The 24,488-nt window shown below is 61.7% G+C and carries 20 protein-coding genes, 1 tRNA gene and 1 pseudogene; 6 read left to right on the top strand and 16 right to left on the bottom strand.

The window, feature by feature from the left end; genetic code table 11:
* Positions 1-17: 17 nt before the first annotated feature.
* From mltG to metG, 16 genes and pseudogenes are all read right to left on the bottom strand, one after another.
* Entirely contained in the window at positions 18-1,190 is a 1,173-nt protein-coding gene (mltG, locus tag ACMRQN_RS08920; protein ID WP_418734690.1) for an endolytic transglycosylase MltG, read from the bottom strand.
* Positions 1,191-1,193: 3 nt separating this feature from the next.
* A complete protein-coding gene (ruvX, locus tag ACMRQN_RS08915) occupies positions 1,194-1,622 on the bottom strand; it encodes a Holliday junction resolvase RuvX (RefSeq protein ID WP_158050233.1) in 429 nt (142 codons plus the stop codon).
* A gap of 3 nt (positions 1,623-1,625) precedes the next feature.
* On the bottom strand, positions 1,626-4,259 hold the full coding sequence (gene alaS, locus ACMRQN_RS08910; protein ID WP_418734689.1) for an alanine--tRNA ligase: 2,634 nt from the start codon (positions 4,257-4,259) through the stop codon (positions 1,626-1,628).
* A gap of 87 nt (positions 4,260-4,346) precedes the next feature.
* Positions 4,347-5,666 (bottom strand): AI-2E family transporter, encoded by a 1,320-nt coding sequence (locus ACMRQN_RS08905; protein ID WP_418734698.1) that lies wholly within the window; start codon positions 5,664-5,666, stop codon positions 4,347-4,349.
* 12 nt (positions 5,667-5,678) lie between these two features.
* Complete coding sequence (locus ACMRQN_RS08900) at positions 5,679-6,416, bottom strand: DUF948 domain-containing protein (protein ID WP_418734688.1); 738 nt, start codon at positions 6,414-6,416, stop codon at positions 5,679-5,681.
* Positions 6,417-6,723: 307 nt separating this feature from the next.
* Positions 6,724-8,025 (bottom strand): annotated as a pseudogene (locus ACMRQN_RS08895) (replication-associated recombination protein A); the annotation flags it as partial.
* A 989-nt stretch (positions 8,026-9,014) separates the two neighbouring features.
* On the bottom strand, positions 9,015-9,827 hold the full coding sequence (locus tag ACMRQN_RS08890; protein ID WP_417058598.1) for a UTP--glucose-1-phosphate uridylyltransferase: 813 nt from the start codon (positions 9,825-9,827) through the stop codon (positions 9,015-9,017).
* Between the two features lie 363 nt (positions 9,828-10,190).
* Complete coding sequence (locus ACMRQN_RS08885) at positions 10,191-10,775, bottom strand: hypothetical protein (RefSeq protein WP_418734687.1); 585 nt, start codon at positions 10,773-10,775, stop codon at positions 10,191-10,193.
* 482 nt (positions 10,776-11,257) lie between these two features.
* On the bottom strand, positions 11,258-12,301 hold the full coding sequence (locus tag ACMRQN_RS08880; protein WP_418734686.1) for an IS1595 family transposase: 1,044 nt from the start codon (positions 12,299-12,301) through the stop codon (positions 11,258-11,260).
* A 393-nt stretch (positions 12,302-12,694) separates the two neighbouring features.
* Positions 12,695-12,770, bottom strand: a tRNA-Ala gene (locus ACMRQN_RS08875).
* 191 nt (positions 12,771-12,961) lie between these two features.
* A complete protein-coding gene (locus tag ACMRQN_RS08870; RefSeq protein ID WP_158050452.1) occupies positions 12,962-13,300 on the bottom strand; it encodes a Veg family protein in 339 nt (112 codons plus the stop codon).
* A 99-nt stretch (positions 13,301-13,399) separates the two neighbouring features.
* Positions 13,400-14,560: a ribosomal RNA small subunit methyltransferase A gene (locus tag ACMRQN_RS08865; protein ID WP_418734685.1), complete on the bottom strand. Its 1,161-nt coding sequence runs from the start codon at positions 14,558-14,560 to the stop codon at positions 13,400-13,402.
* A complete protein-coding gene (locus tag ACMRQN_RS08860) occupies positions 14,553-15,530 on the bottom strand; it encodes a flavodoxin family protein (protein WP_418734684.1) in 978 nt (325 codons plus the stop codon). The genes ACMRQN_RS08865 and ACMRQN_RS08860 overlap by 8 nt, the downstream gene beginning before the upstream one ends.
* Before the next feature lie 63 nt (positions 15,531-15,593).
* Positions 15,594-16,229, bottom strand: a complete 636-nt coding sequence (locus ACMRQN_RS08855) for a TatD family hydrolase (protein ID WP_418734697.1) — start codon at positions 16,227-16,229, stop codon at positions 15,594-15,596.
* A gap of 27 nt (positions 16,230-16,256) precedes the next feature.
* Positions 16,257-16,628, bottom strand: a complete 372-nt coding sequence (locus tag ACMRQN_RS08850) for a nitrate ABC transporter substrate-binding protein (RefSeq protein ID WP_418734683.1) — start codon at positions 16,626-16,628, stop codon at positions 16,257-16,259.
* A 39-nt stretch (positions 16,629-16,667) separates the two neighbouring features.
* The gene (gene metG, locus ACMRQN_RS08845) at positions 16,668-18,257 is read right to left on the bottom strand and encodes a methionine--tRNA ligase (protein WP_418734682.1); all 1,590 of its coding nucleotides are present in this window, start codon (positions 18,255-18,257) and stop codon (positions 16,668-16,670) included.
* Positions 18,258-18,625: 368 nt separating this feature from the next.
* On the opposite strand from metG, the gene ACMRQN_RS08840 reads away from it, so the two are divergent.
* The 6 genes from ACMRQN_RS08840 (at position 18,626) to ACMRQN_RS08815 (ending at position 24,428) form a co-directional block, all read left to right on the top strand.
* Positions 18,626-19,153, top strand: a complete 528-nt coding sequence (locus tag ACMRQN_RS08840; protein ID WP_418734681.1) for an FKBP-type peptidyl-prolyl cis-trans isomerase — start codon at positions 18,626-18,628, stop codon at positions 19,151-19,153.
* A 63-nt stretch (positions 19,154-19,216) separates the two neighbouring features.
* Positions 19,217-19,777, top strand: a complete 561-nt coding sequence (locus ACMRQN_RS08835) for a TetR family transcriptional regulator (protein ID WP_418734680.1) — start codon at positions 19,217-19,219, stop codon at positions 19,775-19,777.
* A gap of 207 nt (positions 19,778-19,984) precedes the next feature.
* Positions 19,985-22,672: a molybdopterin-dependent oxidoreductase gene (locus ACMRQN_RS08830; protein WP_418734679.1), complete on the top strand. Its 2,688-nt coding sequence runs from the start codon at positions 19,985-19,987 to the stop codon at positions 22,670-22,672.
* Positions 22,673-22,689: 17 nt separating this feature from the next.
* Positions 22,690-23,490 (top strand): 4Fe-4S dicluster domain-containing protein, encoded by an 801-nt coding sequence (locus ACMRQN_RS08825; RefSeq protein ID WP_418734678.1) that lies wholly within the window; start codon positions 22,690-22,692, stop codon positions 23,488-23,490.
* Positions 23,491-23,507: 17 nt separating this feature from the next.
* A complete protein-coding gene (locus tag ACMRQN_RS08820; protein WP_296060331.1) occupies positions 23,508-23,783 on the top strand; it encodes a hypothetical protein in 276 nt (91 codons plus the stop codon).
* Between the two features lie 114 nt (positions 23,784-23,897).
* Complete coding sequence (locus ACMRQN_RS08815; protein WP_418734677.1) at positions 23,898-24,428, top strand: VOC family protein; 531 nt, start codon at positions 23,898-23,900, stop codon at positions 24,426-24,428.
* The last annotated feature ends 60 nt before the right edge of the window (positions 24,429-24,488 follow it).

Genomic DNA, 24,488 nt, shown 5'->3' with positions numbered 1-24,488 from the left:
AACTGCCGCAACAGCGCCTACGAGTGAGCGGCGACGGTCGCCTGGTGCTCGTCGTAGGTCTTGTCGAAGAAATAGTCAATCGTGCCCTGGTCATTCGGCCAGAACGAGAAGAAGTAGTAGTCGTCGAAATCGGGCGCTGGATTGCATGCCGCCTGAAGGCTGCCGATGCTCGGAGAGCAGATGGGCGTCGGGGGCAGACCGGCATGGCGGCGCGTGTTGTAGGCGCTGTCCGTAGTCCAATCGTAGTTGTCGGGATCGCCGCCGATCTCGTAGGCGGTCGTGGCGTCCGAGCCCAGAAGGCCGTACGTCGGCGCACCTGTGTTCAGCAAGCGGTTGTAGAAGACCGCCGACACCTTCGCACGGATATCGGCGTCGTCGCTTGCCTCTTTCTCGATAATTGAAGCGAGGATGAGCGTCTTGTACGAGTTGAAATTCTTGCTGGTGGGATACGAATAATCGAGCGTCGCCACCTCGGTCTGGTACTGCGAGAGCATCGCGCGGATGAGCGAGTCCGCCGTATCGGTTGAGCTCACCGCATATGTTTTCGGGAAAAGGAAGCCCTCGAGCGAGTTCGTGCCCGCATCCTTCAGGAAGGGGAAGTCGCTCGCGTACACGCTCGCATTGGATGCCTGCGCCTTGAAGTCGTCGGCAGAGATGCGTCCATTCGTGGCATCGCTTACGCGACCAGCGATATTCGCCAAGGTAAGGCCTTCGGGGATGGTGACGGAAGGACCCGTCAAGCCAGGGCCCGCGGAGAGCGTCTTCGCAAGGTCCTCAAGCGACATGCCACCCGTCAGCGTGTACGTGCCCGGTTGCAGTGAACCATCGAGACCGAGGTCGGACACCGTCTTCGTGAAGTCGCCCGCAGACGAGACAAGACCCGCCTGCTGTAGCGATTGCGCGATGGAAGACGTCGACTCGCCATCGGCGACCTCGACGGTGACCTGCTGGCCGTCGGCGACGAGGTTGCCAGACGTGCAACCGCGAACAAGCGTGGACACGCCGAGGATGAGAAGCAGCGCCACGACAACGATGACCGCGATGAAGGCAATCATCGGCCCCTTCGAACGCTTCGGTTGCAGCGCGCTCGTGTCGTAGGTCCGAAACTGGCGATCGCCCATGGAATGCGCAACGCGCGCCCGATGATTCGGACGCGAAGAATAGGTGATTTGGCGTTTGAATGGAGCCATCGGTTACCTTTCGAGATTGCGAGCAGCCCGTTCGTCGAGCCATGCCTGCAGAAACAGACTTGCCGCTATCATATCCACTTTGCCTCGCATGTCCTTCTCGCTTAGGCCCTTTTCACGCAAACTGCGCTTGGCCTCGCGCGAGCTAAGGCGCTCATCTGCGAATTCATGGGGAATGCCACAGTTTTTGGAGATGGCGTCGGCCACCTTGCGAATGCGCTTCGCCTGCGGGCCTTCCTCGCCTGCAAGCGTTTTGGGAAGCCCACACAACAGCAGCTCGGGCTCCCAGTCCTCGAGCACGCGTTTGAACGGCTTCGCGTTGTCCGTCACTTCCCGAGCAGGAAGAACGCAAACGGGGGAAGCCACGCGCTCGCCGGGATCGCACACGGCAATCCCCACGCGGACTTCCCCGATATCGAGAGCAAGTATACGCACAGCTTAGAGCAGCATCTTCCTGGCCGACTCGAGCGCTGCGTCGATGCCGGACACGTCCTTGCCGCCCGCCTGGGCCATGGTGGGCTTTCCACCGCCGCCACCCTTGACGCACGGGGCGATTTCCTTGATCACCGCACCGGCATTGAAGCCAGCGGCCACAGCCTCGTCGGTGCCTGCGGCCAGAAGCGTGGCCTTTCCGCCGTTCTCGGCGATGAGCACGACAGCGCCCGGGGTTTCCATGCGGGCGCGAACGACGTCCCACATGTTGCGCATCGCGCCCGGCTGGGCAATCTTCACGCGGCTGATGATGACGGGATAGCCGCCCTGCGCCTGCTTAGCAGCCGAAAGAAGCATGTTCACGCCGTCGTCGGAGATGGCGGTCTTCGCGGCCTTGCGGGTCTTCTGGAATTCCTTCAGCGCCTTCATGTTGGCAGCCGTGCGCTCGGAGACGTCGAACAGCGGAACGCGCAGCTCGGCAGCGGTTTCCTTCAGCTCGGCCTCGATCTTGTTCACGTACTCGAGGGCGCCGAAGCTCGTCACCGCCTCGATGCGGCGCAGGTTCGCGCCGACGCCGGTTTCGGAGGTGATCTTCACCAGGCCGATTTCGGCAGTGTTGGCCACGTGGCAGCCGCCGCACAGCTCGCGGGAGAACTCGCCGCACTCGACGACGCGCACAACGTCGCCGTACTTCTCGCCAAACAGCGCCGTCACGCCGGACTCGCGGGCGGCGTCGAGCGAGGTCTCGTAGATATTGGTGGCGACGGCGGACATGATTTCCTCGTTCGCGACGCGCTCGACCTCGGCCAGCTGCTCGGGCGTGGTGGCCTCGAAGTGCGTGAAGTCGAAGCGCAAGCGGTCGGGCCCGACGTAGGAACCCGCCTGCTTCACGTGATCGCCCAGCACGCGGCGAAGCGCTGCGTGCAGGATATGCGTCGCGGTGTGGTTGCGGGTGATGCGGGCGCGGCGCGCACCGTCGACCGCCGCGGTGACCTCGTCGCCCACGGCGATGGTGCCGGACGCGACCTTCACCTTGTGGCACACAAGTCCCTTCTCGGGAGCCTTCGTGTCGAGCACGTCCGCCTCGGCGTTGACGCCGCGAAGCGTGCCAGTATCGCCGACCTCGCCGCCCATCTCGGCGTAGAACGTGGTCGTGTCAAGTACGATTTCGCCTTCCTCACCTGCGGAAAGCTTTTCGACGCGCTCGCCGTTCGCAATGATGGCGACTACCTTCGCCGCGCATTCCAGCTCGCTGTAACCCACAAACTCCGTGGCACCGACTTCCTTCAACACGTCGGCGTGGATACCGCCGTAGGTGCTCCAAGCAGCCTCGGCGTCCTTCGTGTTGGCGGCGCGGGCGCGCTCGCGCTGTTCGTCCATGCAGCGCTCGAAGCCCTCCATGTCGACCTTCACATTGCGGTCGGCGCACATCTCCTCGGTCACCTCGACAGGGAAACCGTAGGTGTCGTGCAGGGTGAAAGCCTCCTCGCCCGAAAGCGTGTCGCCCTCGAGCTTGTCGAGCGCCTCCGCGAGAAAGACCTGGCCCTGGCGCAGCGTGGCGCCGAAGCGCTCTTCCTCGGAAAGGATCACGCGGCGAATGAGCTCGCGGTTTTCCACGACCTCGGGATACACCGAGCCCATGAGCTCCACGATCTCGTCGACGTAGTCGTTCAGGAACGGCCCCTCGATGCCAATCATGTGCGCCTTTTGGATGGCGCGACGAAGCAGGCGGCGCAGCACGTAGCCGCGGCCCTCGTTGGAGGGAAGGATGCCGTCGGCGATCATGAAGGTGACCGAGCGGCTGTGGTCGGCGATAATGCGCAGCGACTTGTCCACCGCCGCGTCCTGCTTGTAGGTCTTGCCCGCCAGGCGCTCGCCCACGCCGACGAGGCTGCGGAGCACGTCGGTGTCGTAGTTGTTGGTGACGCCCTGCATGATGGCGGCGATGCGCTCGAGGCCCATGCCGGTATCGATGTTTTTGGTGAGCAGCGGCGCGAGCGTGCCGTCTTCCTGTCCGTCGAACTGGGTGAACACGCAGTTCCAGAACTCGAGGTAGCGGTCGCAATCGCAGCCGGGCTTGCAGTCGGGGCTGCCACAGCCGACTTCGGGACCCTGGTCGAAGTAGATTTCGGAGCAGGGGCCGCAGGGGCCAGTGGGGCCGGCGCGCCAGAAGTTATCGTCCTCGCCGAGGCGCGAGATGTGGTCCTCGGGAACGCCGAGCGACTTCCAAATCTCGATCGTCTCGTCGTCGTCCTCGAACACCGTGAAGTAGAGCTTTTCCGCCGGCAGGCCGAGCACCTCGGTGGAGAACTCGAAGGCCCAGGCGCACATCTCGTTCTTGAAGTACTTGCCGAAGCTGAAGTTACCCATCATCTCGAAGAACGACAGGTGGCGCGCGTCGCCGATGTTGTCGATGTCGTTGGTACGCACGCACTTCTGCGCGGTCGTGGTGCCGATGTAGGCCGGATCGAGCTCCTTTTGGTGAAGGAAATAGGGCTTGAACTGCACCATGCCGGCGCTCGTCAAAAGCAGCGACGGATCGTCGGGGATGAGGGAGGAGGACGGCATGCGCTTGCATCCCTTCTCCTCGAAGAAGGCGAGGTACTTCTCGCGGATTTCTGCGGTGGTCATGTACTTCATGGTGGTTGTTCTTCCCTTATCACTCAAGAACGCCCCGCAGGAATGCGGAAGCGCTCGTTTCCACGTTGTCAACAGCGCGAGGCGCCGCTATTTCTTTTCTTCCTTTCCGCGCAGGCGCTCCCTGATTTTGCGCCTGTTCTCGGCATTTTCGGCGCGTTTCTTCTCGGCGCGCTCGAATTCCGCCGATCCGTCGGGGTGCGGGGACGTAGCATCGGCGATAGGATTCGGTGCGTCGCCGTCTTCGCTCGACGAGGGAGTGCCCAAGAAGAACACGCCGTCCTTCGAGACGAGGCGTCGACCCGTTCGCTTCTCAAAATAATACACGAAAACGGATTTCGCGACGGCAACGGCGGGAATAGATGCCAGCATGCCCACAAGCGAGCCTGAAAGCCCGCCCATTGCACCGCCAAGCGCCGAACCCGCCATGAGGGCGATGAGCGTAAGCGCCGGGTGGATGTCGACCGAGTCGGACATGATCTTCGGCGAGATGAACGTGTAAACGAACTGCTGGATCACGATGGTGCCGATGATGGCGATGACAGCGACGAGCGGACTTACGAAGATGCCGACGATCGCAGCGAGACCGCCGCCCAGCCAGGGGCCGATGATCGGGATGATGTTTAAGATGCCCGTGATGCCGCCCAAGGCCATCGAGTTGGGGATGCCGAGCACGGCGAAGAGGACTCCGCAGGCCACGCCGATGATCGCGCACTGCAGAAGCGTTCCCTTGATGTAGCCGCCCATCACGCGCGTGAACGTGATGTGGAGCATCTCGAGGTCCTCAGCGCGCGAATCGCCCACAAGGCGCTTGCATTCCCGCCCGAGCTGAGGCAGCTGCATAAGAATCCAGAAGGCAACCACGAGGGCGAAGCCGATGGCCATAAGCGCGTTGGCGAGTCCCGTGCCGAATGCGATGGCGCCCGAGGCGCTGTTCTTCGCGAAGTCACCCGCCCATTCCATGGCAGAGGCCTGCACGTCGGTGACGAATGCGCGGACGGACTCGTCCTCGAGCATGTAGGCGTAGCGCGCGTACATGTCGTTCGCCCAGTCGGAGATGCCCTGCACGTAGACGGGGACGTTCTCGATCAAGTTCGCGAACTGGGTATTCATGCCAACGCCAGGCGAGAACAAAAGGAATGCCACGAGCGCTAGCACCGCGAACATGATCACGTACCCGATGGCCGTGCCCACCGTTCGATTGATGCCGATTTCCTCGAGCTTGTTCACCGTGCCGCGCAGGACAAACACGATGATGGTCGTCCAGATGACGATGGCGACGGGCACCGAGAGGATGTTCAAAAGCTGCACGACAACCCAGGTGAGCGCAATGGCGCCCACGATTGTCCAAACGTTTAAGAAACGCCTGCGAGCCTTGTCCGTCTTATCCGATTGCTTGTTCTGCACCACGTCGCTCAAAGCCTATTCCTCCGAAGACGCCGTTTTCTCGGCATCAGATGAGGCGGTGGCACCCGTTTCCGGGGCATAGGTGAAGTATTTGTTCTCGTCGGAAGAGGCGGGCTCGACTACGGGCGCGGGCTCAGGTTGCGCGGCGGGCTTGGCTGCGGGGGTCGCTCCGGTCGCGGCCACGGCGGAAGCGGAAGTCTCCTCGTTAGACGCCTTGCCGGCGACTCGGCCTTTGCCGGCCGCAACTGCGGCAGCTGCGGCATCGGCGGTCGCATCAACGAAGTCGCTGACGGGATTAGGCTCGTTAGGCGCGCCCTGCCCTAAGGCGACGGACTCGTCGGACGCCTTTTTCGGCGTGAACTTCCGGCGGACCTTCTTAGTGACGGAGTTGACGAGCTCGAGGGGCGCATTGGTCACCGTATCGACCGCGTTCACGGCACTCGATGCCGAGCTGGTGATCTCCCCCACGTCCTCGAGAATCTGATCGAGACGCATGACTTCCAGATTCGCGGCGTCGACCGTAAGGGACACGCGATCGACCAGGGGGTCGATTTTGTCGCACACGGGCTCGAGCGATGCCGTGATCTTCTCCACGTGCTCGAGCGTGGGCTCGAGTTGCTTCTGCACGCTCGTCACCGTTTCGCGAGTCTTGCGAATCGTCATGACAAGCTCGATGACAAACCACACCAAAACGATGCCGACCAGCACATATACCACCGGCAAAGCAACGTTTATCACGCTGAAGAAATCCATCCGCGCCTCCTTCGTTTTGAAGCCTTAACTATAACACTTCACCCGTTCCATCAGGCTCTTTCCGCGGCGTTTTCACCTGCTGTTCATAGGCTTCGGGCGCGGGAGCAGGGACATCCACCGAGTGTGCCGTTTGGGCGGAAGCGTCCGAAGGCACTTTGCCCTCGGAGGAGAGCTTCCTTTCAGCAGAAGCAGCAGTCGCGTTGCGCTTCGCCCCTCGCGAGGAATTGCCTGCCGTAGCGCGGCTTTCCGCCGTGGTGCGGTCCCCTGCCGTAGCGCGGCTTTCCGCCGTGCGGCCGAGCACCGCCGCGCGGTCGCGGGCGGCGGCATCCGCGCGGTAAGCTTCCCAACCCCGCTCGCTCGGATGATAGAAGCAGCCGCGCTCCAAGCCATCGGGAAGGTAGCGCTGCTCGACCCATCCTTCGGGGTAGTCGTGGGGATATTTGTAGGTTCCGTAGTTCTCGGATCCTGGGCGATGCCTATCGCGCAGGTAGTCAGGAACCTTGCGCGCAGGCCCATGCCGCACCTCGGCGAGCGCCGCATCGATTCCCGCCTCCGCGGCGTTGCTTTTCGGGGCGAGCGCTAGGTATATCGCCGCCTGTGCCAGGTTGATGCGGCATTCCGGGTAGCCGATGACCTCGGCGGACTTGAACGCGGCTTCTGCTATGAGGAACGCTTGCGGGTCGGCGTTGCCCACGTCCTCCGACGCTTGAATCATCATGCGGCGCGCAATGAACTTCGGGTCTTCCCCACCGTCAATCATGCGCGCGAGCCAATAGAGCGCAGCATCAGGGTCGCTCCCGCGCATCGATTTAATGAACGCGGAGATGACGTCGTAGTGCATGTCCTTGTTCTTGTCATAGGCGAGCGCACGGTGAGGCGTTGCGCGGCGCACGATATCGACGCTGATGAGAGCGGGCTTTTTGGGAGTGCCGGGCGCCACCATCTGCGAGGCGAGCTCGAGCGTGGTAAGCGAGGCGCGCCCGTCGCCCCCGGCGAGCAGCACGATTGCGGAAAGGGCGTCGTCGGCAAGCGCATAGCGCCCGGCAAGCCCGCGCTCGTCGGCCAGCGCACGACGAACGAGCTGCGCGATTTCCCCATCGGTGAGCGAGTGAAGCTCAACCACGCGGGAACGGCTGATGAGTGCTGAGTTCACTTCGAAGAACGGGTTCTCCGTGGTGGCTCCCACCAGCACGAGCACGCGGTTCTCCACCGCATGGAGCAGCGCGTCTTGCTGGCTGCGGTTGAAGCGATGGATCTCGTCGACGAACAGGATGGTTCGAAGGTCCTGCATCGTCAGGCGCTTTTCCGCGGCGCTGATCTCGCGGCGCAGGTCGGACACGGTGCCGCCGATGGCGGAGACTTCCACAAAGGTGGCTTTCGTGTGCTCGGCGATGACGTGCGCGAGCGAGGTCTTCCCCGTGCCCGCGGGCCCGAAGAGGATGACCGAGCTTAAGCTGTCTCCCTCGATGGCGCTGCGCAACCAACTGCCGGGACCGACCGCGTCGATCTGCCCCACGACCTCGTCGAGCGTGCGCGGGCGCATGCGCACCGCAAGAGGTGCCACTTCCGCACGACGCTCGTTTTCCATTGCTGTGAATAAGGTTTCCATGGCGCGTATCATACCATGCGAACGTTTGTTTGCCCAGAGGCGAAGGAGGAGAAAAGAAATGGCCCGCCGGAAAGGGAGGTCCGGCGGGCCCAAGGAGGGGATTAGACGGTCGGGGTTAGGACCGCCTGCTGCTTTCGAAAGAAGGCAACTGCAGGATTCTTGAAGGAAGGGGGAACCTTCTCACCTGCTACTTACAGTATAATAACCACCCTTGAATCCCTTATGTTCGGCACGTGGGCATCTTATGAATCAACCAGGGCTTTTGTTACGAGTTCGTTTCTTTGGCAGCGGCGAGGGAGCGACTTCTAAACAGCAGCGCTAGCATGTTGGCAACCAAGCAATCGCTTCCACATACCCCAGGCACCTACGGGCAGCAACAATGCAATCCAGCAGAAGGCACGAGCGGCCTTCTACTTCAACTGGGCGGACGACACCCCTTTCGTTGGCGATCTTGCCAACACGCCCAATACGCGTAAGACCTACACAAAGCGAGCACAGTGGTCAGCGAATTGACGCTTGCGCGCGACTTTCCCCTCCTCGCTCGAATTCTTCCCGAGATGATGAAAACCACCCGATTTCTGGCAGGTCTCCCCCTCGAAAAGGTCATCCTCGCGAAAAGATGCCACTATCCCCAACCAAGGCAACCGCAGACGCATCCCCCAACCAAGGCCACCGTGGGATCGCTCTGCGCGTCCAGTCGCTGGGCGCCTTCTTGCAGCTTCGCCCCCAACCAACAAAAAAGCGCAGGTCGCCTGATCAGCCTGCGCTTTCGTTCTTGAGTTTCGCGAACGCTTTCCTTGCCTTATTTGCCCAGGGAAGCTCCCGCACCACCTCTGGCGCCGTCCGCGCGTGCGAGCGCTTATTTGGGAAAGCCCGTCCACCCTGGTCAGGAAACTCATCTCGCTCGGGAAGGTCGCCCACGCCTGCGGACGCTTGCCCGCGCCCGTAGACGCACCTCACTTGGGAAGACTGTCGCCGCCCGTGAACGCTTACCCCTGCTTGCGCTCGAAGAGCACGTTGTTGGTATGCAACCAGCTCTCGACCGTGCCAGTGTCGAAGCCATCTTCAGGGTCGACCACGAGCGCGTACATCTCCTCCTCGCGAAGCACCTCGTCGAGCGCGTCGGTCAGCTGAATCTCGCCACCCACGCCAGGCTTCACGTCGGCCAGAAGCTCCATGACACGCGGGCTCAGCAGGTAGCGCCCGAACACGGCCAGGTTCGACGGCGCGTCCTCGAGCGCCGGCTTCTCCACAAGCGAATCGACTTTCCACACATCATCGGAAAGTTTCTCGCCGGCGATGATCCCGAAGCGATGCACCTGGTCATCGGGCACAGGCATGACCGCGATCACGCTCGCCCCGCCGTGCTCGTCCGACACCTTCTGCATCGCGGGAAGCATCTGATTGTCGGGCACGATCACGTCGCCTAGAAGCACGTAGAACGGCTCGCCCGCCGTCTTCTCGTGCGCGCACCAGATGGCATGCCCCAGCCCGAGCGGCTCCTCCTGGTACACGTAGCTCACGTTATAGTTGCCAACGCGCTCCACCTCGTCGGCGTAAGCATCCTTGCCGCGCGCGCGCAGCGTGGAGACCAGGTCGGGATCGGGCGTGAAGTGGTCCTCAATCGCCCTCTTGGAGCGGCTGTTCACGATGACGACCTCGTCGGCCTTCGACGCCAAGCCCTCCTCCACCACGTACTGGATGACGGGGCGGTCGACCACGAGCAGCATCTCTTTCGGCTGCGCCTTCGTGGCGGGAAGGAAGCGCGTGCCCAAACCGGCAGCGGGAATAAGTGCCTTCATAGGAAACCTTTCTTCGCGAGGCAACATACAAGGAAAGCGCCCGCTCGGCGCTTTCCGGAAACTCACGGGACAGATTGTAGCACGGGGCAATTGCGCTGCCCGCGGCGCCGGCAAACGCGACCCGAAGGCCACAAAGCCCAAACGTGAACCGGCCCGCTTCCCACCTCAGAGGAAGGGAACCGGGCCGAGAATTAGCCGAAGCAGCCCGCCAGCGGATTACCGCCGGGCCGCTACTGGGCAACCAGCCGGCCGACTGGTTGCCAGCAAGTCGTGGCCGGGCCGCGGCCCCACCAGCCAGCTGGCCAGCGGGTTGCAGGTCTCGCCAGCCGGCGGAGTCCCTCGCCACTAGCCCGCCAGCTTCTTCTAGCCCCTCATCGCTTCGACATTCAGGATGATCTTCGCCATTTGGGCGCGGCTTGCACTGTCGTGCGGGCAAAGCGACCTGGTGCCGTCGAGATTATCGACGCCCAAAATCACGCCGTTGGCAAGCACCCATTTGATCGAGCTCATCGCGAAACTGGAAACATCGGCCCAGTCGGTGATCCCCTCCTCGCTCGGATCGGCGTCGGCCCCGGCAATGCCGCAGCTCTTGGCATAGCGCATCATGACGACGGCAAGCTCTTCGCGCGTAATCTCACGGTTGGGCTGCATCTCGCCCTTACCATCGACGCCCGGGACGAGCAGCGTATCGCCCAGCACGAGGTTCGCCACCAGAATGACCGGCTGACCCATGCGCGCATAACTCGCGGCAAGCCCGACGAACTTCGCTGAACTTATGTCGATCTTGCCCTCGGGGGGATCGGGCTCGACCTCGTTCGACTTCACCTTAAACGTCTTCTCGACGGTGCCACGGTAATCGCCCATGCCGGTGAGCACCACGCGACCCGTGCCGGGGGCGTCGTTGCCCTCCACGACGTAGGTATAGTCAGTGCCCTCGGTCAGCTTCACGCGGCCCTGGTAATAGAGACATTCAAATCGCCGAAAACCCGCGTTTTCGCTCTCTGGGAGACCGACCGGGACGCCCTTGCCAGCAAAAGGCCTGGTCACGATTTTCCCATTCGAGAGTAGGAGCAAAAACAGGAGCGCACAACTCGCTCGTTTGACCACCAACTTGCCACCCTGCTCCCGAAAGGCCGGTCAAGGGGTCGCACCCAATCGCGTCCCGATCCGTGGCGTATCAAGGGCCATCGCCGGAGTCCTTTCCGCTGCCTCGCCGAAACTTTTTGAGGCGCGGCGTGAGAATGCCTTCTTCTTCGGAATCGACTCGTCGTGGACATAAATCATCGATATGTGAGGAGTTAGTTTTGGAAAACTTGACTTCGAGAAAATTGAACTGGGCAAACAAGAAGCCTCACTGGGCCGTCCTCCCCCGGCGCCCTTTCCAGACTCACATATCGACGATTTCTGTCCACGATGCAGAGTTCTCTATGTTAAACCACCGTTGACATGTCGGCGATCTGCCTGGTCCAGTAGACCATGGCGTCGCCGCATTCGAAGTGCGTGAACCTCCTCGTCTTCCAGTACCGGCCCTCCGCCTCGTGCATGAAGAGCCGCTCGCGCCTGTCCATCCCGCCGCCCTTGAAGGTCTCGGCGTAGCGGAACCAGTCGAGGTAGCGCTGAAGCCTCCTGGTCGACACGCCGTTGAACCTGCGAAGGAACGCCTTCAGGCGGGAGTGCAGGGCGTTGACCATGTTGATGTCCCCGGCGGAGGGGTCCCTCGGATCGACCTCGGAGTGCCGGTAGCCCCTGGCCGCGAAGCCGTAGGACTTGTGGCCGTCGGTGACGACGGCGCTGCCCCCGGGGATCCTCGCGGCGAGCTCCGCGGAGAGCTCGCCCGCGCCCGCCGACCCGCGCCCGCATATGTCGCAGAAGCAGTCGCCGAGCTCGTTGACGCCGCACTCGACCACCACCCACTCCCTCGACCGCCCGCGCGACGCCCTCCTGCCGTCGCGCCCGTTGCGGTGGCGGGGCCGCGGGAGCCTGAGGAGCCCCGAGCGGCCCAGGTTCCCCTTCAGGCTGCCCATGACCAGGGTGCCGTCGACGTGGAAGGTCCCCGGCCGGCAGTCCGGGGTGCGCAGCGCCACGACCTCGCAGACCCGCATGCGCATGAACCACGCCGTGTAGAGGGAGACCCCGACGCGGGCCGCCGTCTCCCGCAGGGGGAGCGCGTCGGCCATGCACTCGGCGAAGGACATCCACGCCGACGCGGGCAGCTTCGACGATGCGAGCAGGCCGCGCGTGCGCGCGGAGAACGTCCTGGCGCAGCCGCGGCACAGCCACCGCTGCCCGCCGTCGCGGTCCCGGCCCTTGCGCACGAGGGAGGGGCTGCCGCACCTCGGGCAGCGCGACGGGTCGGCCGGGCCGGAGGCGCGGGAGGCGAGCTCCTCGGCGATGGCCCCCTTGAGCTCGGCGACGAGCTCCCTCTTCTCCGCAAGGGTCAGCTGCATGGCGAACTGCGACACGATGTCTTTCACGGCCCCTCCTTCTCATGGCCTCCTGGCAGATCCCATGATAGGGGGAGCCTGCTTTTCGGGAGGGCCGCCGATGGGACACCCATGTCAACGGTGGTTTAACATAGAGGCAGAGTTTTCAGCAAAGAAGGGAGGACCTGTCGCATCTCGCCCCGCTAAGCAACGGTATCACGAGCGGCATTTCACGATCGGAAACGCTCCCGCGAAAAACTTCGCGCGTCGCACAATGCGTACAGAGGGAAGAAAAGCCTGCGAAGAGTCGGTTTTCCGATGGCAGGGCAATTGGAATGCAAGGCCGCACTAGAGGATGCGCGTCCTGTCCTGTAGGCCGCTTGGTCTCAGATGGGGCAAGAAAAAAAGCAGGCCGAAATTGCTTCCGACCTGCCTAAGTTCCCATGGTGGAGATGAAGGGATTCGAACCCTCGGCCCCCACGTTGCGAACGTGATGCTCTCCCAGCTGAGCTACATCCCCACGGGTTTTGCGCTCTTGGCGCGTCGATAAATAATGACGGATGTTGCGCAGATTGTCAAATCAAATCCCGAGATGCTCAAATCGTCCACACAATACCGCAGCCGAGAGTGCAAGCAGGCAGCAATCATCGCCCAAAAACAAGTATGCCCCGAACGAGTCGGGGCATACCTCCTTGTACCATGCGGCTGGGTTTAGGAGAGAACTTTTTCCTCGAGGACGACTTCAGTCTTCTCGGGAATAGCGTTCGGGTTTTCGATCTCGAACGGCTCGAACAGCGGCTCGCCGTTCTGGGACAGCTCGACCATGCCCGTCAGGACATCGACATACTGGTAAGACTGACGCGCCGTGCGACCGCGCTTGCGATCGACCTCCATGATGAACAGCTGCGGATGAACCTGGGTGAGAACGCCTTCGCTTTCAACGATCTTGGAGCGCCCCATGTTCGCGCGCACCTTCAGGCGCTGACCCACGAAATCATGCAGCGTGTCATGAATGGAGTCGACGATTTTTGCTTGCTGTGCTAAATCCATGCTGGCTCTTTCTCCCGCATATATAGTTATCTCGATTGCGCATTGTATCACGGACGTCAATTTTCATGCGAAATCTCGCGATAAACGGCACAAAAACCGCTATAATGGGTTAGATTCCCTTCGTAAATATGCTTTCCCCAGCGCAATGAACTCGTCAAGTGAGAGCGTCTCACCGCGTCGTTTCGCATCAATTCCGCACTCATCGAGCAAGTCGGGAATGCACCCGATGAAAGCCTTGCCGGCATTTCCCCTGCTCGCAAAATACGTCTTAAATGAATTGGAAATGGTCTTGCGGCGGCTCGCGAAGGCAGCGTCAGCCATGACGCACGTCGCCTTGAGAAGCGCGTCGTCGAGCGGAGCACCGTCGGCATCGTACACGGGCCTGCGATCGAGACGCAGAACCGACGAGTCGACATGCGGCGGCGGGAAGAAATTGTTGGGACTCACCAAAAACCGTCCCGCAGGCTCGGCGTACAAGCGCAGCTTCACCGTGTAAGCGCCATAGTTCTTCGAGCCCGGCTCGGCGCACATGCGGTCGGCGACTTCCTTTTGAACCATCACCGTCGCGCTCTCGAGCTGGGAAAACTTCTGGAAGAAATCGAGCACGAGCGTGGCCGCCACCGCATAGGGCAGGTTGGCCACGAACTTGTTGGGGAATGCGCGAGCACCGCCATCCACGCCACGCGCTTCGGGCCCTGCTTGAGCATGGGGGGCGTGCTCCGCGCGCAGTTTCGCAGCGCAGCGAGGACTGTCTGAGCACGGAGTATGCCCCCCATGCTCACCATGCGCTTCGAGTTCCACCTGAGGACGAGGGGTGTGCTCCGCGCGCAGTTCCGCAGCGCAGCGAGGACTGTCTGAGCACGGAGTATGCCCCTCGCCCTCGTTCGAAACAGCACACTTCGCCAACGCAAGATGCACTTCTTCCTCAGTCAATTCGAGCGCGTCTTTCGAGATGAGAGCAAAGCGATCTGCCCACGGTTCGAGCGTGTCCACAAGCACTGCAGGCAAATCGGCGTCGCGCTCGACCGACACCACGCGCCCCGCGCACTTCAACAGCGCGATGGTGAGCGTCCCGATTCCAGGACCCACTTCAAGCACGTCGTCGGACGCGTCAAGCTGCGCAAGCTCGACGATCTTCTGCAGAATCGCATCGTTGACCAGGAAGTTCTGACCGAGCGCATGCTTCGTCGAAAGGCTATGCTCCTCCAGGACATCGCGCGTTGCCGCAGGAGTTGCCAAGGGGGAGAGCATATTAGCCACGGCTGTTGCCCTTCTTCGAGTTACCTTTCTTCGCGGCGCCCTTCGCTCGCGCGCCGCCCTGCTGGCCGCCTCTTTTGCCCTGAGCGCCGCCGGATTTGCGCGAGCCACCGCCTGCATGCGACCCCTTCGGCTTGCCGTTCGCACCCGCGGACTTCTGGCCGCCACCTTGACGCGACGCGCTCTTCGCATGGGACGATTTCGCACCACCCGCATCATCGAGCGAAAGCTTCGTGCGCGCACCTCCGCGTGGGCCGCGCGACGATCCAGGTTCAGGCGAATCCTCTTCGCTCGAACCCGAAGACTCTTCCATCTGGGGGAACTCTATAATCGCAGCCCCGTCACCTTCTGCACCCTGCGCGGGCGCCATAGCAGAGTCAGCAGCTGCGAAGAAGTCCTCGATCGAGCGCACCTCGGCCTCGGCCGTGATCTCGCCATCTGCATCAATCTTCCCCACCCAGTCGAACACGGTTTCCAGACGGAACCCCGCAACAGCGAGTGCTGAGCGGACAATGGACACGAGCGCGGAAAACCCGTGCGGATCGCCGCCCTCGCCCACCACATGCAGCACGGCCGGGCGTTTCTCCTCGGCGCGCGCGTTCGTCCAATAGTAAGGCTGCAAACGATCGAGCAGCGCCTTCAACTGCGACGGCGGGCCCGCGAAATACACGGGGCTCACCACGGTGATCTCGTCCGCAGCGTCAATGAGCTCGTAGATTTCCTGCATATCGTCGTCGATAGCGCACGGGGCGAAGTCGTCATCGAGGGCTTCCTCGCCAAGCTCGACAAGCTTCGCGATGTTGCCGCGGCACGCATCGCAGCCCGTGCATCCCTCTACATTAAGCGTGGAAACCGGTGCGAGTGCAAGCTCGTCATCAGGGCATTCCTCGATGCAGCTCTCGAACAGCATATTGGCCAGGTGCGCGCTTCTGCCGTTCGTGCGCGGCGATCCGACGATGATAAGACGATTCAAAATTTCCCTCCCGAGCGCAGCGGTATCTGTGCGCATTGTACTATGGCCGCGCAATGCGGCGGGCTATTTCCCCAGCTGCCATGCGGTAGGCGGGCGGTTCAGCATGCTCTCTGCGTTCGTGAGCACGCGGCGGAACAAGGCCAGGCGCTCCTCCCCCTCCGCGCCGCGCACATCCGCGAGCGCGCTCTCGGTGAACACCACCATGGCGGGTTCGCACACCTCGCCGCGCAACGGCTTCGGCGCCATATAGGGAGAGTCAGTCTCCACCATGAGCTGCATCTCCGGCACGCGCGCCGCCGCATCGCGGATAGCGTCGCCGTTGTTGAAGGTGAGCGCGCCGCCGAACGTGACCGAGCAGCCCGCTTCGATCCACGGCTCCAACGTTTCCCAATCGCTCGTGAAGCAATGCAGGATGCAGCCCGCCTCGGGCCATCCCTCGTCGCGCATGATGGCGAACGCGTCGTCGTGCGCCTCGCGAACATGCAGCATCACGGGCAACCCCGCCTCTTTCGCGATGCGCACCTGCGCGCGGAACGCGCGCTCCTGATCTTCGCGCGGTGAGAGGTCGTAGTGGTAATCGAGCCCGATCTCGCCCAAACACGACGTGCGCTTATCGTGCAGCAGCGCACGCAGGCGCTCCTCGATTTCGGGACCCCAGTGCTTCGCGTTATGCGGGTGAAGGCCGGCTGCGATGCGCATCCGCGGCACGCGCGGAGACGGCTGGCCTCAACAGCGGGAGAAAAGCCGCTGCATGGAAAGCGCGGCCTCGTGGTTCCACTTTGAGAGGCTGTCGTAGGTGGTCGAGCCGTCCTCGTAGACGTCGACCACCGTGCACATGAAGCCAACCCCATGCAGGCCCGCGCGGGCGAGCGCGAGCCCGGGATTTTTCTGGTACTGCAGATGACAATGGGCATCGACCGCCAAAACGCCCAGGTCAGGCGTTTCCACGATTTTCCATTCCCCGTTTTTCTTCCGCTTGCGGAACAGGCTGTCGAAGAACTCAGGCTCGGTCGGCTCGGTCGCAGCAGGCATCGCGGTCGGCTCGCCCGCCGTTTGCGCGCCAGCCGCCTCGAGCGTCGACGCTTCAGATGCGGTCATGCCCATGTCGCTCATCTCCAAAATCGTAAACCCGATGCGCTATTCGGCGTCGAGGTCGATCTCGTCCATGTTCAGGCGCGGGAACAGCGGGTCGCCCACGGTGACAGCGTTGCCGGCGGGCAGCTGTCCCCACTTGGTGGCCGCTTCGATGTCGGTGCAAGCAGCGATGTCGCCCAGCCCAAGACGGGAGAAGACCTCAGCCGACGTGTTCGGCATGAACGGCGCCATGTAGAGCGCGATGATGCGGATCGCCTCGAGCGAGTTGTAGATGACGGCCGCCAGATCGCCCGCCGTCTCCTCTTTCTTCGCCAGGTTCCACGGGGCGCTTTCCTCCACGTAGAGGTTCACACGGCCCGCAAGCTCCTGCACCGCGGCGGCGGCACCGGTGAAGTCGACCTGCCCCAGGCACGCGTCGTACTTCGCGTAAAGCCCCTCGGCGATCGGCAGCATCGGGTTCGCCACGCGCGCGGCGGCGTCGGTGGGAACCTCAGGAACCTTACCATCGAAGTACTTCTTCGTCATGTTGAAGACGCGGCTGCACAGGTTTCCCCAGGTGTTCGCCAGATCGGCGTTGTACACCTGCACCATACGCTCCATCGAGATGTTGCCGTCATGGCCGAACTGCACGTCGCTCATGAAGTAGTAGCGGTACGCGTCCACGCCGAAGATCTTCACGAGGTCGGCGGGTTTCATGCCGTTGCCCTTCGACTTCGACATCTTCTCGCCCTTGGTGAGCAGGAAGCCGTGGCCGAACACGGTGTGCGTGACGGGCAGCCCCGCCGCCATGAGCATAGCCGGCCAGATCACGCAGTGGAAGCGCGTGATGTCCTTGCCGACGAAGTGGTACTGCATGGGCCAGCGGGATTCGAACTCGCCTTCGCGGGACTCGTCGCCGTAGCCGATGCCGGTGAGGTACGCGAGCAGCGCGTCGGCCCATACGTAGGCGACATGCCCCTCGTCAAACGGCATGGGCACGCCCCAGTCGAACGTGGAACGGCTGATGGAGAGGTCTTTCAGGCCGCTCTTCACGAACGAGACGATCTCGTTGCGACGGGTTTCCGGGCGGATGAAGTCGGGGTGCTCGTCGTAGAACTTGAGCAGCGGCTCCTGGAACTCGGACAGCTTGAAGAACCAGTTCTCCTCGCCGCCGGCCTTCTGCACCGGACGCTTGCAGTCGGGGCAGACGAACTCGCCGTCCTCGTTCTTCTCGAGGTCGGACTCGGCGTAGTAGGTTTCCTCGTGCACGCAGTACCAGCCCTCGTAGCTGCCCTTGTAGCAGTAGCCCTTGTCGTAGAGGTCCTGCCAGAACTTCTGCACGGTGCGGGCGTGACGCGGCTCGGTCGTGCGCACGAAATCGGTGTAGGTGATGTCGAGAAGATCCCACACGTCACGGAAAGCCGGCTCCATGGAGTCGCACCATTCCTGCGGCGTCATGCCCTTCGAGGCGGCCGTGTCGGCGACCTTCTGCCCATGCTCGTCCATGCCGGTGACGAACGCCACGTCGTAGCCGTTCATGCGCTGGTAGCGCGCAACCGTGTCGGCCGCGACGGTGGTGTACGCCGTGCCCAGGTGCGGGGCGGCATTCACGTAGTAAATCGGTGTGGTGAACGAATAGGTTCCCTTTGACATCATGTGTTCCTTTGCATCGTGGCAGGTCAGGCGAATGGTGCCCTTATGCCGAATTCACGTCACCCGCGCGTCATCGGACGCCATGCGGGCAAGCAGTTATTTTATCACGCGCAAAGGAGCGCACGAGAAGTTACCCGTAGAACTTCACGTCGGGGAAGGGAGGGGGAAAGAGGGAGGGGGTCCTGCCAGCCAAAGCGAAAACGACACAAAGCGCATCGAAACATGGGCCATGGATCCTCGCCTCGGGTAACGTCTCCGCCGATATGTCACCCCGCGTTTAACATACCCCGCCTTTCGGTAGATGCACCCGCAGTAAGACCCCTGTAGAGTTGTTGAAAGGAGAACGAACCCGAGCAAAGGAGGCATTCATGCTGGAAAGAGGACAAAAAGTAGCGATCAACTACGCAGGATGGCTGGAAGACGGCACGGAATTCGTGAACACCTGGCTAGTGCCCGACAGCGTTACCATCACCGTCGGGGCAAGCGGGCTCCTCCCTGCCTTCGAAGAGCAGCTCTTGCCTATGGAAAACGGCATGCGCCGCACCTTCTCCATCCCCTGCGAGAAGGCTTACGGAGCCTACGACCCCTCAGGGGTCATCTCCGTCGCAGCTGATATGTTTCCCCATGCGAGCGAGCTGCCAATCGGGCAATGCATCGAGTTTTCCATTCCTGGCGGCAAAGCGCGTGCGAAAGTCCTTGCCATCGAAGACGGGCAGGTTCTCTTCGATACGAACCACGAGCTGGCGGGACACGACTTGTCTTTCGAAGTAGAACTCGTCGACGACGGCACGACCACAGCGCTCGAAGCCGAAGGCAGCTCAACCGGCTGCGGGTGCAATCGCCTGCGCAAGTCCCTTGGAAGATGCGACTGCGATCACGAGCACGCACATCACTGAAACCCGCTACAATGAAATAGCACGCAATTCGCGGAACGCGCACGCCAATAGCCAGGGGGAGCCATGGGGGCAAGGGAAGCTTTCGAGAGGTGCTTTAGAGAACTCGTGATGGAGAAGCCGTACCAGAAGATCACGGTTACGGAGATCTGTCGCAAGGCCCATCTTTCCAGGAAGACGTTCTACGACAACTTCCAAGACAAAGAAGAGATTCTTCAGGCCATCTTCGAGGACGACGTCGTAAAGCCCGTCCGCACGATGAATACGCTGCTCTCCGTAAGGCAATCTCGCGATTTGCAGGGGATCTACATGCAAAACGTCTACGTCCCCATATACGAAGACAAAGAGTTCTATCAGAAACTTATCCGCCCGATGAAAGGGGTCGACGACACCTTCGTCCGCGTCGTCACGCACTCCCTCGAGCAACTCAATCTCGAGATCATGGGCGATTCCGAAATCTCGAGCGGCCTCGAACGTGAATATGTAGCCTACTACTTCGCATCATCCCAAGCGATGTTCATGCAGAAATGGATCTTCGACGGGATGCTCTTCACGCCGCAGGAGCTGGGAACCCTGTACGAGAAGATGACGGGTTTCTACTGGCTCGACAATTCGAAAGACATCTAGCTCCTTAACACATTCGGGATTGTGCAACCCTTTCCCTCTCGAAATCCTCACTTTGCCTGCAAAAGCATTGGAAGAGCCGCAATTTCATCAATTGCGGCTCTTTTTGCGCGCCCTGTAACCTGAATGCAAGGGGCGACGGGCCCAACAAGCCCGCCGAAGAACCCAAGGGCAGAACAGCCCAAACAGGTGAGAGAGGAAGGAGCGAGGATGAGCGAGAAGGAAATCTACACCACAACGGTGCAGAGCATCGCGAGCGGCGGCACGGGCGGTGAGCCCACCGCAGTCGACAGCAAAGACGGGAAGATCGTACGAATCCGCCCCCTGCACATCGATGAGAAGTATACGCACGAAGAGCTTGCCGACTCCATGTGGGAGCTCGAGGTCGACGGCAAGAAATTCCGCCCCGAGTACAAGGCGGCCCCCAACTACATGGCGCTCGCCTACAAGGAGCGCGTCTATTCCAAGAACCGCGTGATGAAGCCGCTCAAGCGCGTCGACTGGGAGCCAGGCGGCGACCCTGCGACCATGAACGCGGCAAACCGCGGTAAATCGAAATTCGTCGAGATTTCCTGGGACGAAGCGCTCGATATCATGGAATCCGAGATCAAGCGCGTCATCGACCAGTACGGTCCCTACAGCGTGCTGTGCATCGGCGAAGACGGCCACCGCGAGTCCAAGGACCTGCATGCAGGCGGCGGTATGCACATGACCGCCATGAACCTTTTGGGCGGCTACACCCGTGAAACGCGCACGCCCGACTCCGTCGAGGGTTGGTACTGGGGCGCCAAGCATTTCTGGGGCTCCGGCTTCAACCGCGGCGGCGGCTTGATCGCGCCCCCGCAGAACGGCTACAGCAACTACAACGTCGTCAAGGACGTCAGCGAGAACGCCGATCTGCTCGTCTTCGACGCGGGTGACTGGGAGCTCACGCAGAACTACGCGTCCATGTTCTTCTCCCGCCTGCTCAAGTACTGGGAAGAGCTCGGCAAGGAATTCGTGTCCGTCGACCCGTTCTGCAACTACACGGCCGTCTGCCACAAGACCTTCAAATGGATCCCCATCCTGCCGAACACCGATGCCGCACTTGACTTCGGCGCGATGTACGTCATGATCACCGAGGGCATCTACGACAAGGAATACATCGACACGCACTCCATCGGCTTCGATAAGGTCGCTGATTACGTCCTCGGCAAGGAAGACGGCATCCCGAAGACCCCCGAATGGGCGAGCGAGCGCTGCGGCATCCCCCCGCACACCATCAAGGCCTACGCACGCAATCTGTGCAAGAAGCGCGCATCGCATGTGCACTATAGCTCAGGCTCCATCAAGACCCCCTACTCCCACGAGCCGGGCCGCACGCAGGCGTACCTGCTCGCCATGCAGGGCATGGGCAAGCCCGGCGTCCAGCAGCTGCACCTCGAGGCCACCCTGGTAGCCAAGGAGAAACTCGCCGAGTCCTCCACCCGCCCGTTCTCCCTGCTCAACCACTGCCGCATGTTCTATCCCTCCGCCCAGAGCCTGCCCCGCACCGCCATCGCCGAAGCCATCCGCAACGGCCACGTCGAGTGGTACGGCAGCCCCTGCATCGTCTACGTGCCGACCGACGAGCAATTCAAGAAGTTCACCTACCCTGGCGATCCCAAGATGGGCCTCATGATGGCGCAGGCCATGGCGCAGCGCGCGGGTCTGCCTGTTCCCACCGAGGAGCCGCGCATCAACCCCGTGCACATGCTTTGGTCCGAAAAGCCTTGCAACATGAACTGCTGGAACGGGGGCTTCGAGTTCCAGGACGCCATCCGCAGCGACGAGGTTGAGTTCTTCGTCACCAACCATCAATGGATGGAGAACGACTCGCTCTTCGCCGACCTGGTACTTCCCGTCACCACATGCCTCGAAGACGATGACACCATGGGCGCATCGATGACCGTCGGCATGCGCTGGGCGGGCTACACCCCGCACGCATGCGATCGCGTGGGCGTTTCGAAGTCCGACTGGGAAATCGCCCTCGAAGTGCTCGATCGCTTTGGCAAGCGCGAAGAGCTCGACCTCGGCATGACCACCGACCAGTGGCTCGAGTACGGCTTCACCAATTCTCACCTCACCACCGAGGTCGATTGGGACACCCTCGTCGAAAAAGGTCTCTACTATCCCAAGCTCGAGGAGAACTGGCGCGACGAGCTGCCCGGCATGCGCGGTTTCTACGAAGACCCAGAAAACTACCCGCTCGACACGCCCTCTGGCAAGCTCGAGTTCTACTCCCAGGCACTCGCAGACAACTTCCCCAATGACAAAGAGCGTCAGCCCATCGCCAAGTGGATTACGGGCGGCCCCGCCGAGGAGGGCTGGACGCACGACGAGTCGCTCTGGGGCGAGCGCTGCAAGAAATACCCACTGCTCGTCACGGCAAACCCCGCGCGTTTCCGCGTGCACGTCCAGGGCGACGACATCGCTTGGTACCGCGAAATCGAAACGACCAAGGTGAAGGGTCCCGACGGCTATCTGTACGAGCCCGTCTGGATGGCCCCCGAGGACGCCGAGGCCCGCGGCATCAAGAGCGGCGACATCGTCAAGGTCTACAACGAGCGTGGCATCATCCTCACGGGCGCCCGCATCTCCCAGCGCATCACGCCTGGCTCGGTAGTCGTAGCAAAGGGTTCGCGCGTCGACCCAATCGCCCCGCACATCGACCGCGGCGGCGCCATCAACCTGATCAGCCCCGAGGCGACCGTGTCCAAGAACTGCAAGGGCTTCGCGGTCACCGGCTACCTGATCGAGGCTGAGAAGCTAACCCAGGAAGAATACGACAGCTGGAAGAAGGACTATCCCGAGGCATTCGATCGTGCTTACGACGCCGGTCAGGGCATCACCCGCGATGCCTGGGTCGTCGAGGCGTAGGAAGAGAGGACAACAAGATGAAAGGCTTCGTGATTCACGCCGAAAAATGCATGGGCTGCCACGCCTGCCAGATCGGCTGCAAAGACGAGCATTGCGGAAACTGCTGGATGCCGTATACCCAGGAGCAGCCGGAGTCCGGCCAGTTCTGGATGAAAGTCAACCAGAAAGAGCGCGGCCAGCGTCCCCAGGTTAAGGTGAGCTACATCCCCGTGCCTTGCCAGCACTGCGAAAACGCTCCCTGCATCGCTGCGGGCAAAGATGGCGCCGTCTATCGCCGCGACGACGGCCTTGTGATCATCGATCCCGTTAAGTCCAAGGGTCAAAAGCAAATCGTCAAGTCCTGCCCCTACGGCAAGATCTTCTGGAACGAAGAGCTCGACATTCCGCAGAAGTGCACGGGATGCGCACATATCCTCGACGGCGACGAGCCGCTCAAAACCCCACGTTGCGTGGATAACTGCCCCGTGCACGTTATAGAATTCGGCGAGCTCGACGAGCTCGACCTCGAGGGCACGGAAGTCTTGCATCCGGAATACGGGACCAAGCCGCACGTGTACTACACAGGCCTGCCGAAGCGCTTCATCGCGGGCACGGTGTTCACGCCCGAGGACGAGGAAATCGTCGAAGGCGCAACCGTCACCATCACCAACGGGACGGACACCTACACCGACACCACCAACAGCTGGGGCGACTTCTGGATCGACGAGCTGGCTGAAGACGAGTGGACGGTTACCATCGAAGGCGCTGGCAAGGAAAAGACCCTGACGGTGAGCACGGTCGAGAAAGACCGCGGCCTCGGCGACATCGCGCTGGTGTAGAGTTGGCAGTCGAACGCATGACAAGCACCGAGCAGCCGCCTGTGGGCGAGACCGACTCCCAACAGGGTTGGGTGCACATCGTGCGCGTCGACTACGAGAGAAATGAGCTCTACGACAAGGCTGGCCGCGGCTACTACGAGCTGCCGGGGAGCCTCTGGACCGAGTTCGGCCCGGTGCATGAGGGAAGCATTCGCTATTGGGGAAGCGGATCTCATGCGGGGCATATCAACCTGCTGCCCGCCCTTATCTTCACGGGCGGGCAGTGGGTGAGCCTTCTGGGCAAGCAAGCCTAGAGGGCCGAAAAGCTTCATCTGTTTTCGCACGTTTTTCGTTTTCGAACAGAACTTCATCAATAAATCACGCAGGTGGGCGGCTCTTATGGGTCACCTGCCGAAAGGGGGCAAGGGATGAAGGATTTACTCGGAAAGTACGGAATCAAGCAAATCGGCTTTTACGTCAAGAATCTGGAAGAATCCGCCAAGATGTTCAACGAGCTGATCGGCGCAGGCCCGTTTGTTGACCTGGGCGTGTCCGAACCAGCCTCGCTAACGTATCGCGGCAAGGACTCGGGCATGCGCAGCCGCTGCGCACTGGGCCATATCAAAGACGTGCAGATCGAGCTCATCGAAGTTGTTACAGACGAGCCCGACGTGTACAAGGATAACGGCTTCGGCATCCACCACCTCTGCATTTGGTCGGACGACGTTGATGCAGTGGCAGAGGAATTCAAGGCCGCAGGTGTTGAAGTCGCCATGGAGATGGTCTCCGGCCAAGGGCTTAAGGTCGTGTACATGGATGCACGCGAGCAGCTCGGCTGCTTCATCGAATGCAACGAGCCGATCGAGCAGCTCTGGCAGGGCGCAAAGGCCCTTCACGAGAACGCCCAGGAGGGCACACCGGCGCTTATCCCCATGTCCGCGCTCATGGGCGGAAAGTAAGGGACAAGGCTTTCCCAATCGGGACGAATCAATGTGGGTTCTGGGCCCGTCTGCACAAGC

Source organism: Ellagibacter sp. (genome assembly GCF_048412355.1).
Taxonomy (GTDB): Bacteria; Actinomycetota; Coriobacteriia; order Coriobacteriales; family Eggerthellaceae; genus Ellagibacter.
The sequence above is the reverse complement of the archived record's forward strand: the minus strand, read 5'-3'. Positions and strand labels throughout refer to the sequence as shown.

Bases quoted from the DNA above. Each gene is read 5' to 3' on its own strand.
- ACMRQN_RS08820 (WP_296060331.1), top strand. From the start codon at position 23,508: ATGACAAGCACCGAGCAGCCGCCTGTGGGCGAGACCGACTCCCAACAG.
- ACMRQN_RS08840 (WP_418734681.1), top strand. From the start codon at position 18,626: ATGCTGGAAAGAGGACAAAAAGTAGCGATCAACTACGCAGGATGGCTG.
- ACMRQN_RS08830 (WP_418734679.1), top strand. From the start codon at position 19,985: ATGAGCGAGAAGGAAATCTACACCACAACGGTGCAGAGCATCGCGAGC.
- ACMRQN_RS08870 (WP_158050452.1), bottom strand. From the start codon at position 13,300: ATGGATTTAGCACAGCAAGCAAAAATCGTCGACTCCATTCATGACACG.
- ACMRQN_RS08900 (WP_418734688.1), bottom strand. From the start codon at position 6,416: ATGGATTTCTTCAGCGTGATAAACGTTGCTTTGCCGGTGGTATATGTG.
- ACMRQN_RS08835 (WP_418734680.1), top strand. From the start codon at position 19,217: ATGGGGGCAAGGGAAGCTTTCGAGAGGTGCTTTAGAGAACTCGTGATG.
- alaS (WP_418734689.1), bottom strand. From the start codon at position 4,259: ATGAAGTACATGACCACCGCAGAAATCCGCGAGAAGTACCTCGCCTTC.
- mltG (WP_418734690.1), bottom strand. From the start codon at position 1,190: ATGGCTCCATTCAAACGCCAAATCACCTATTCTTCGCGTCCGAATCAT.
- ACMRQN_RS08890 (WP_417058598.1), bottom strand. From the start codon at position 9,827: ATGAAGGCACTTATTCCCGCTGCCGGTTTGGGCACGCGCTTCCTTCCC.
- ACMRQN_RS08850 (WP_418734683.1), bottom strand. From the start codon at position 16,628: ATGACCGCATCTGAAGCGTCGACGCTCGAGGCGGCTGGCGCGCAAACG.
- metG (WP_418734682.1), bottom strand. From the start codon at position 18,257: ATGTCAAAGGGAACCTATTCGTTCACCACACCGATTTACTACGTGAAT.
- ACMRQN_RS08815 (WP_418734677.1), top strand. From the start codon at position 23,898: ATGAAGGATTTACTCGGAAAGTACGGAATCAAGCAAATCGGCTTTTAC.
- ACMRQN_RS08825 (WP_418734678.1), top strand. From the start codon at position 22,690: ATGAAAGGCTTCGTGATTCACGCCGAAAAATGCATGGGCTGCCACGCC.
- ACMRQN_RS08855 (WP_418734697.1), bottom strand. From the start codon at position 16,229: ATGCGCATCGCAGCCGGCCTTCACCCGCATAACGCGAAGCACTGGGGT.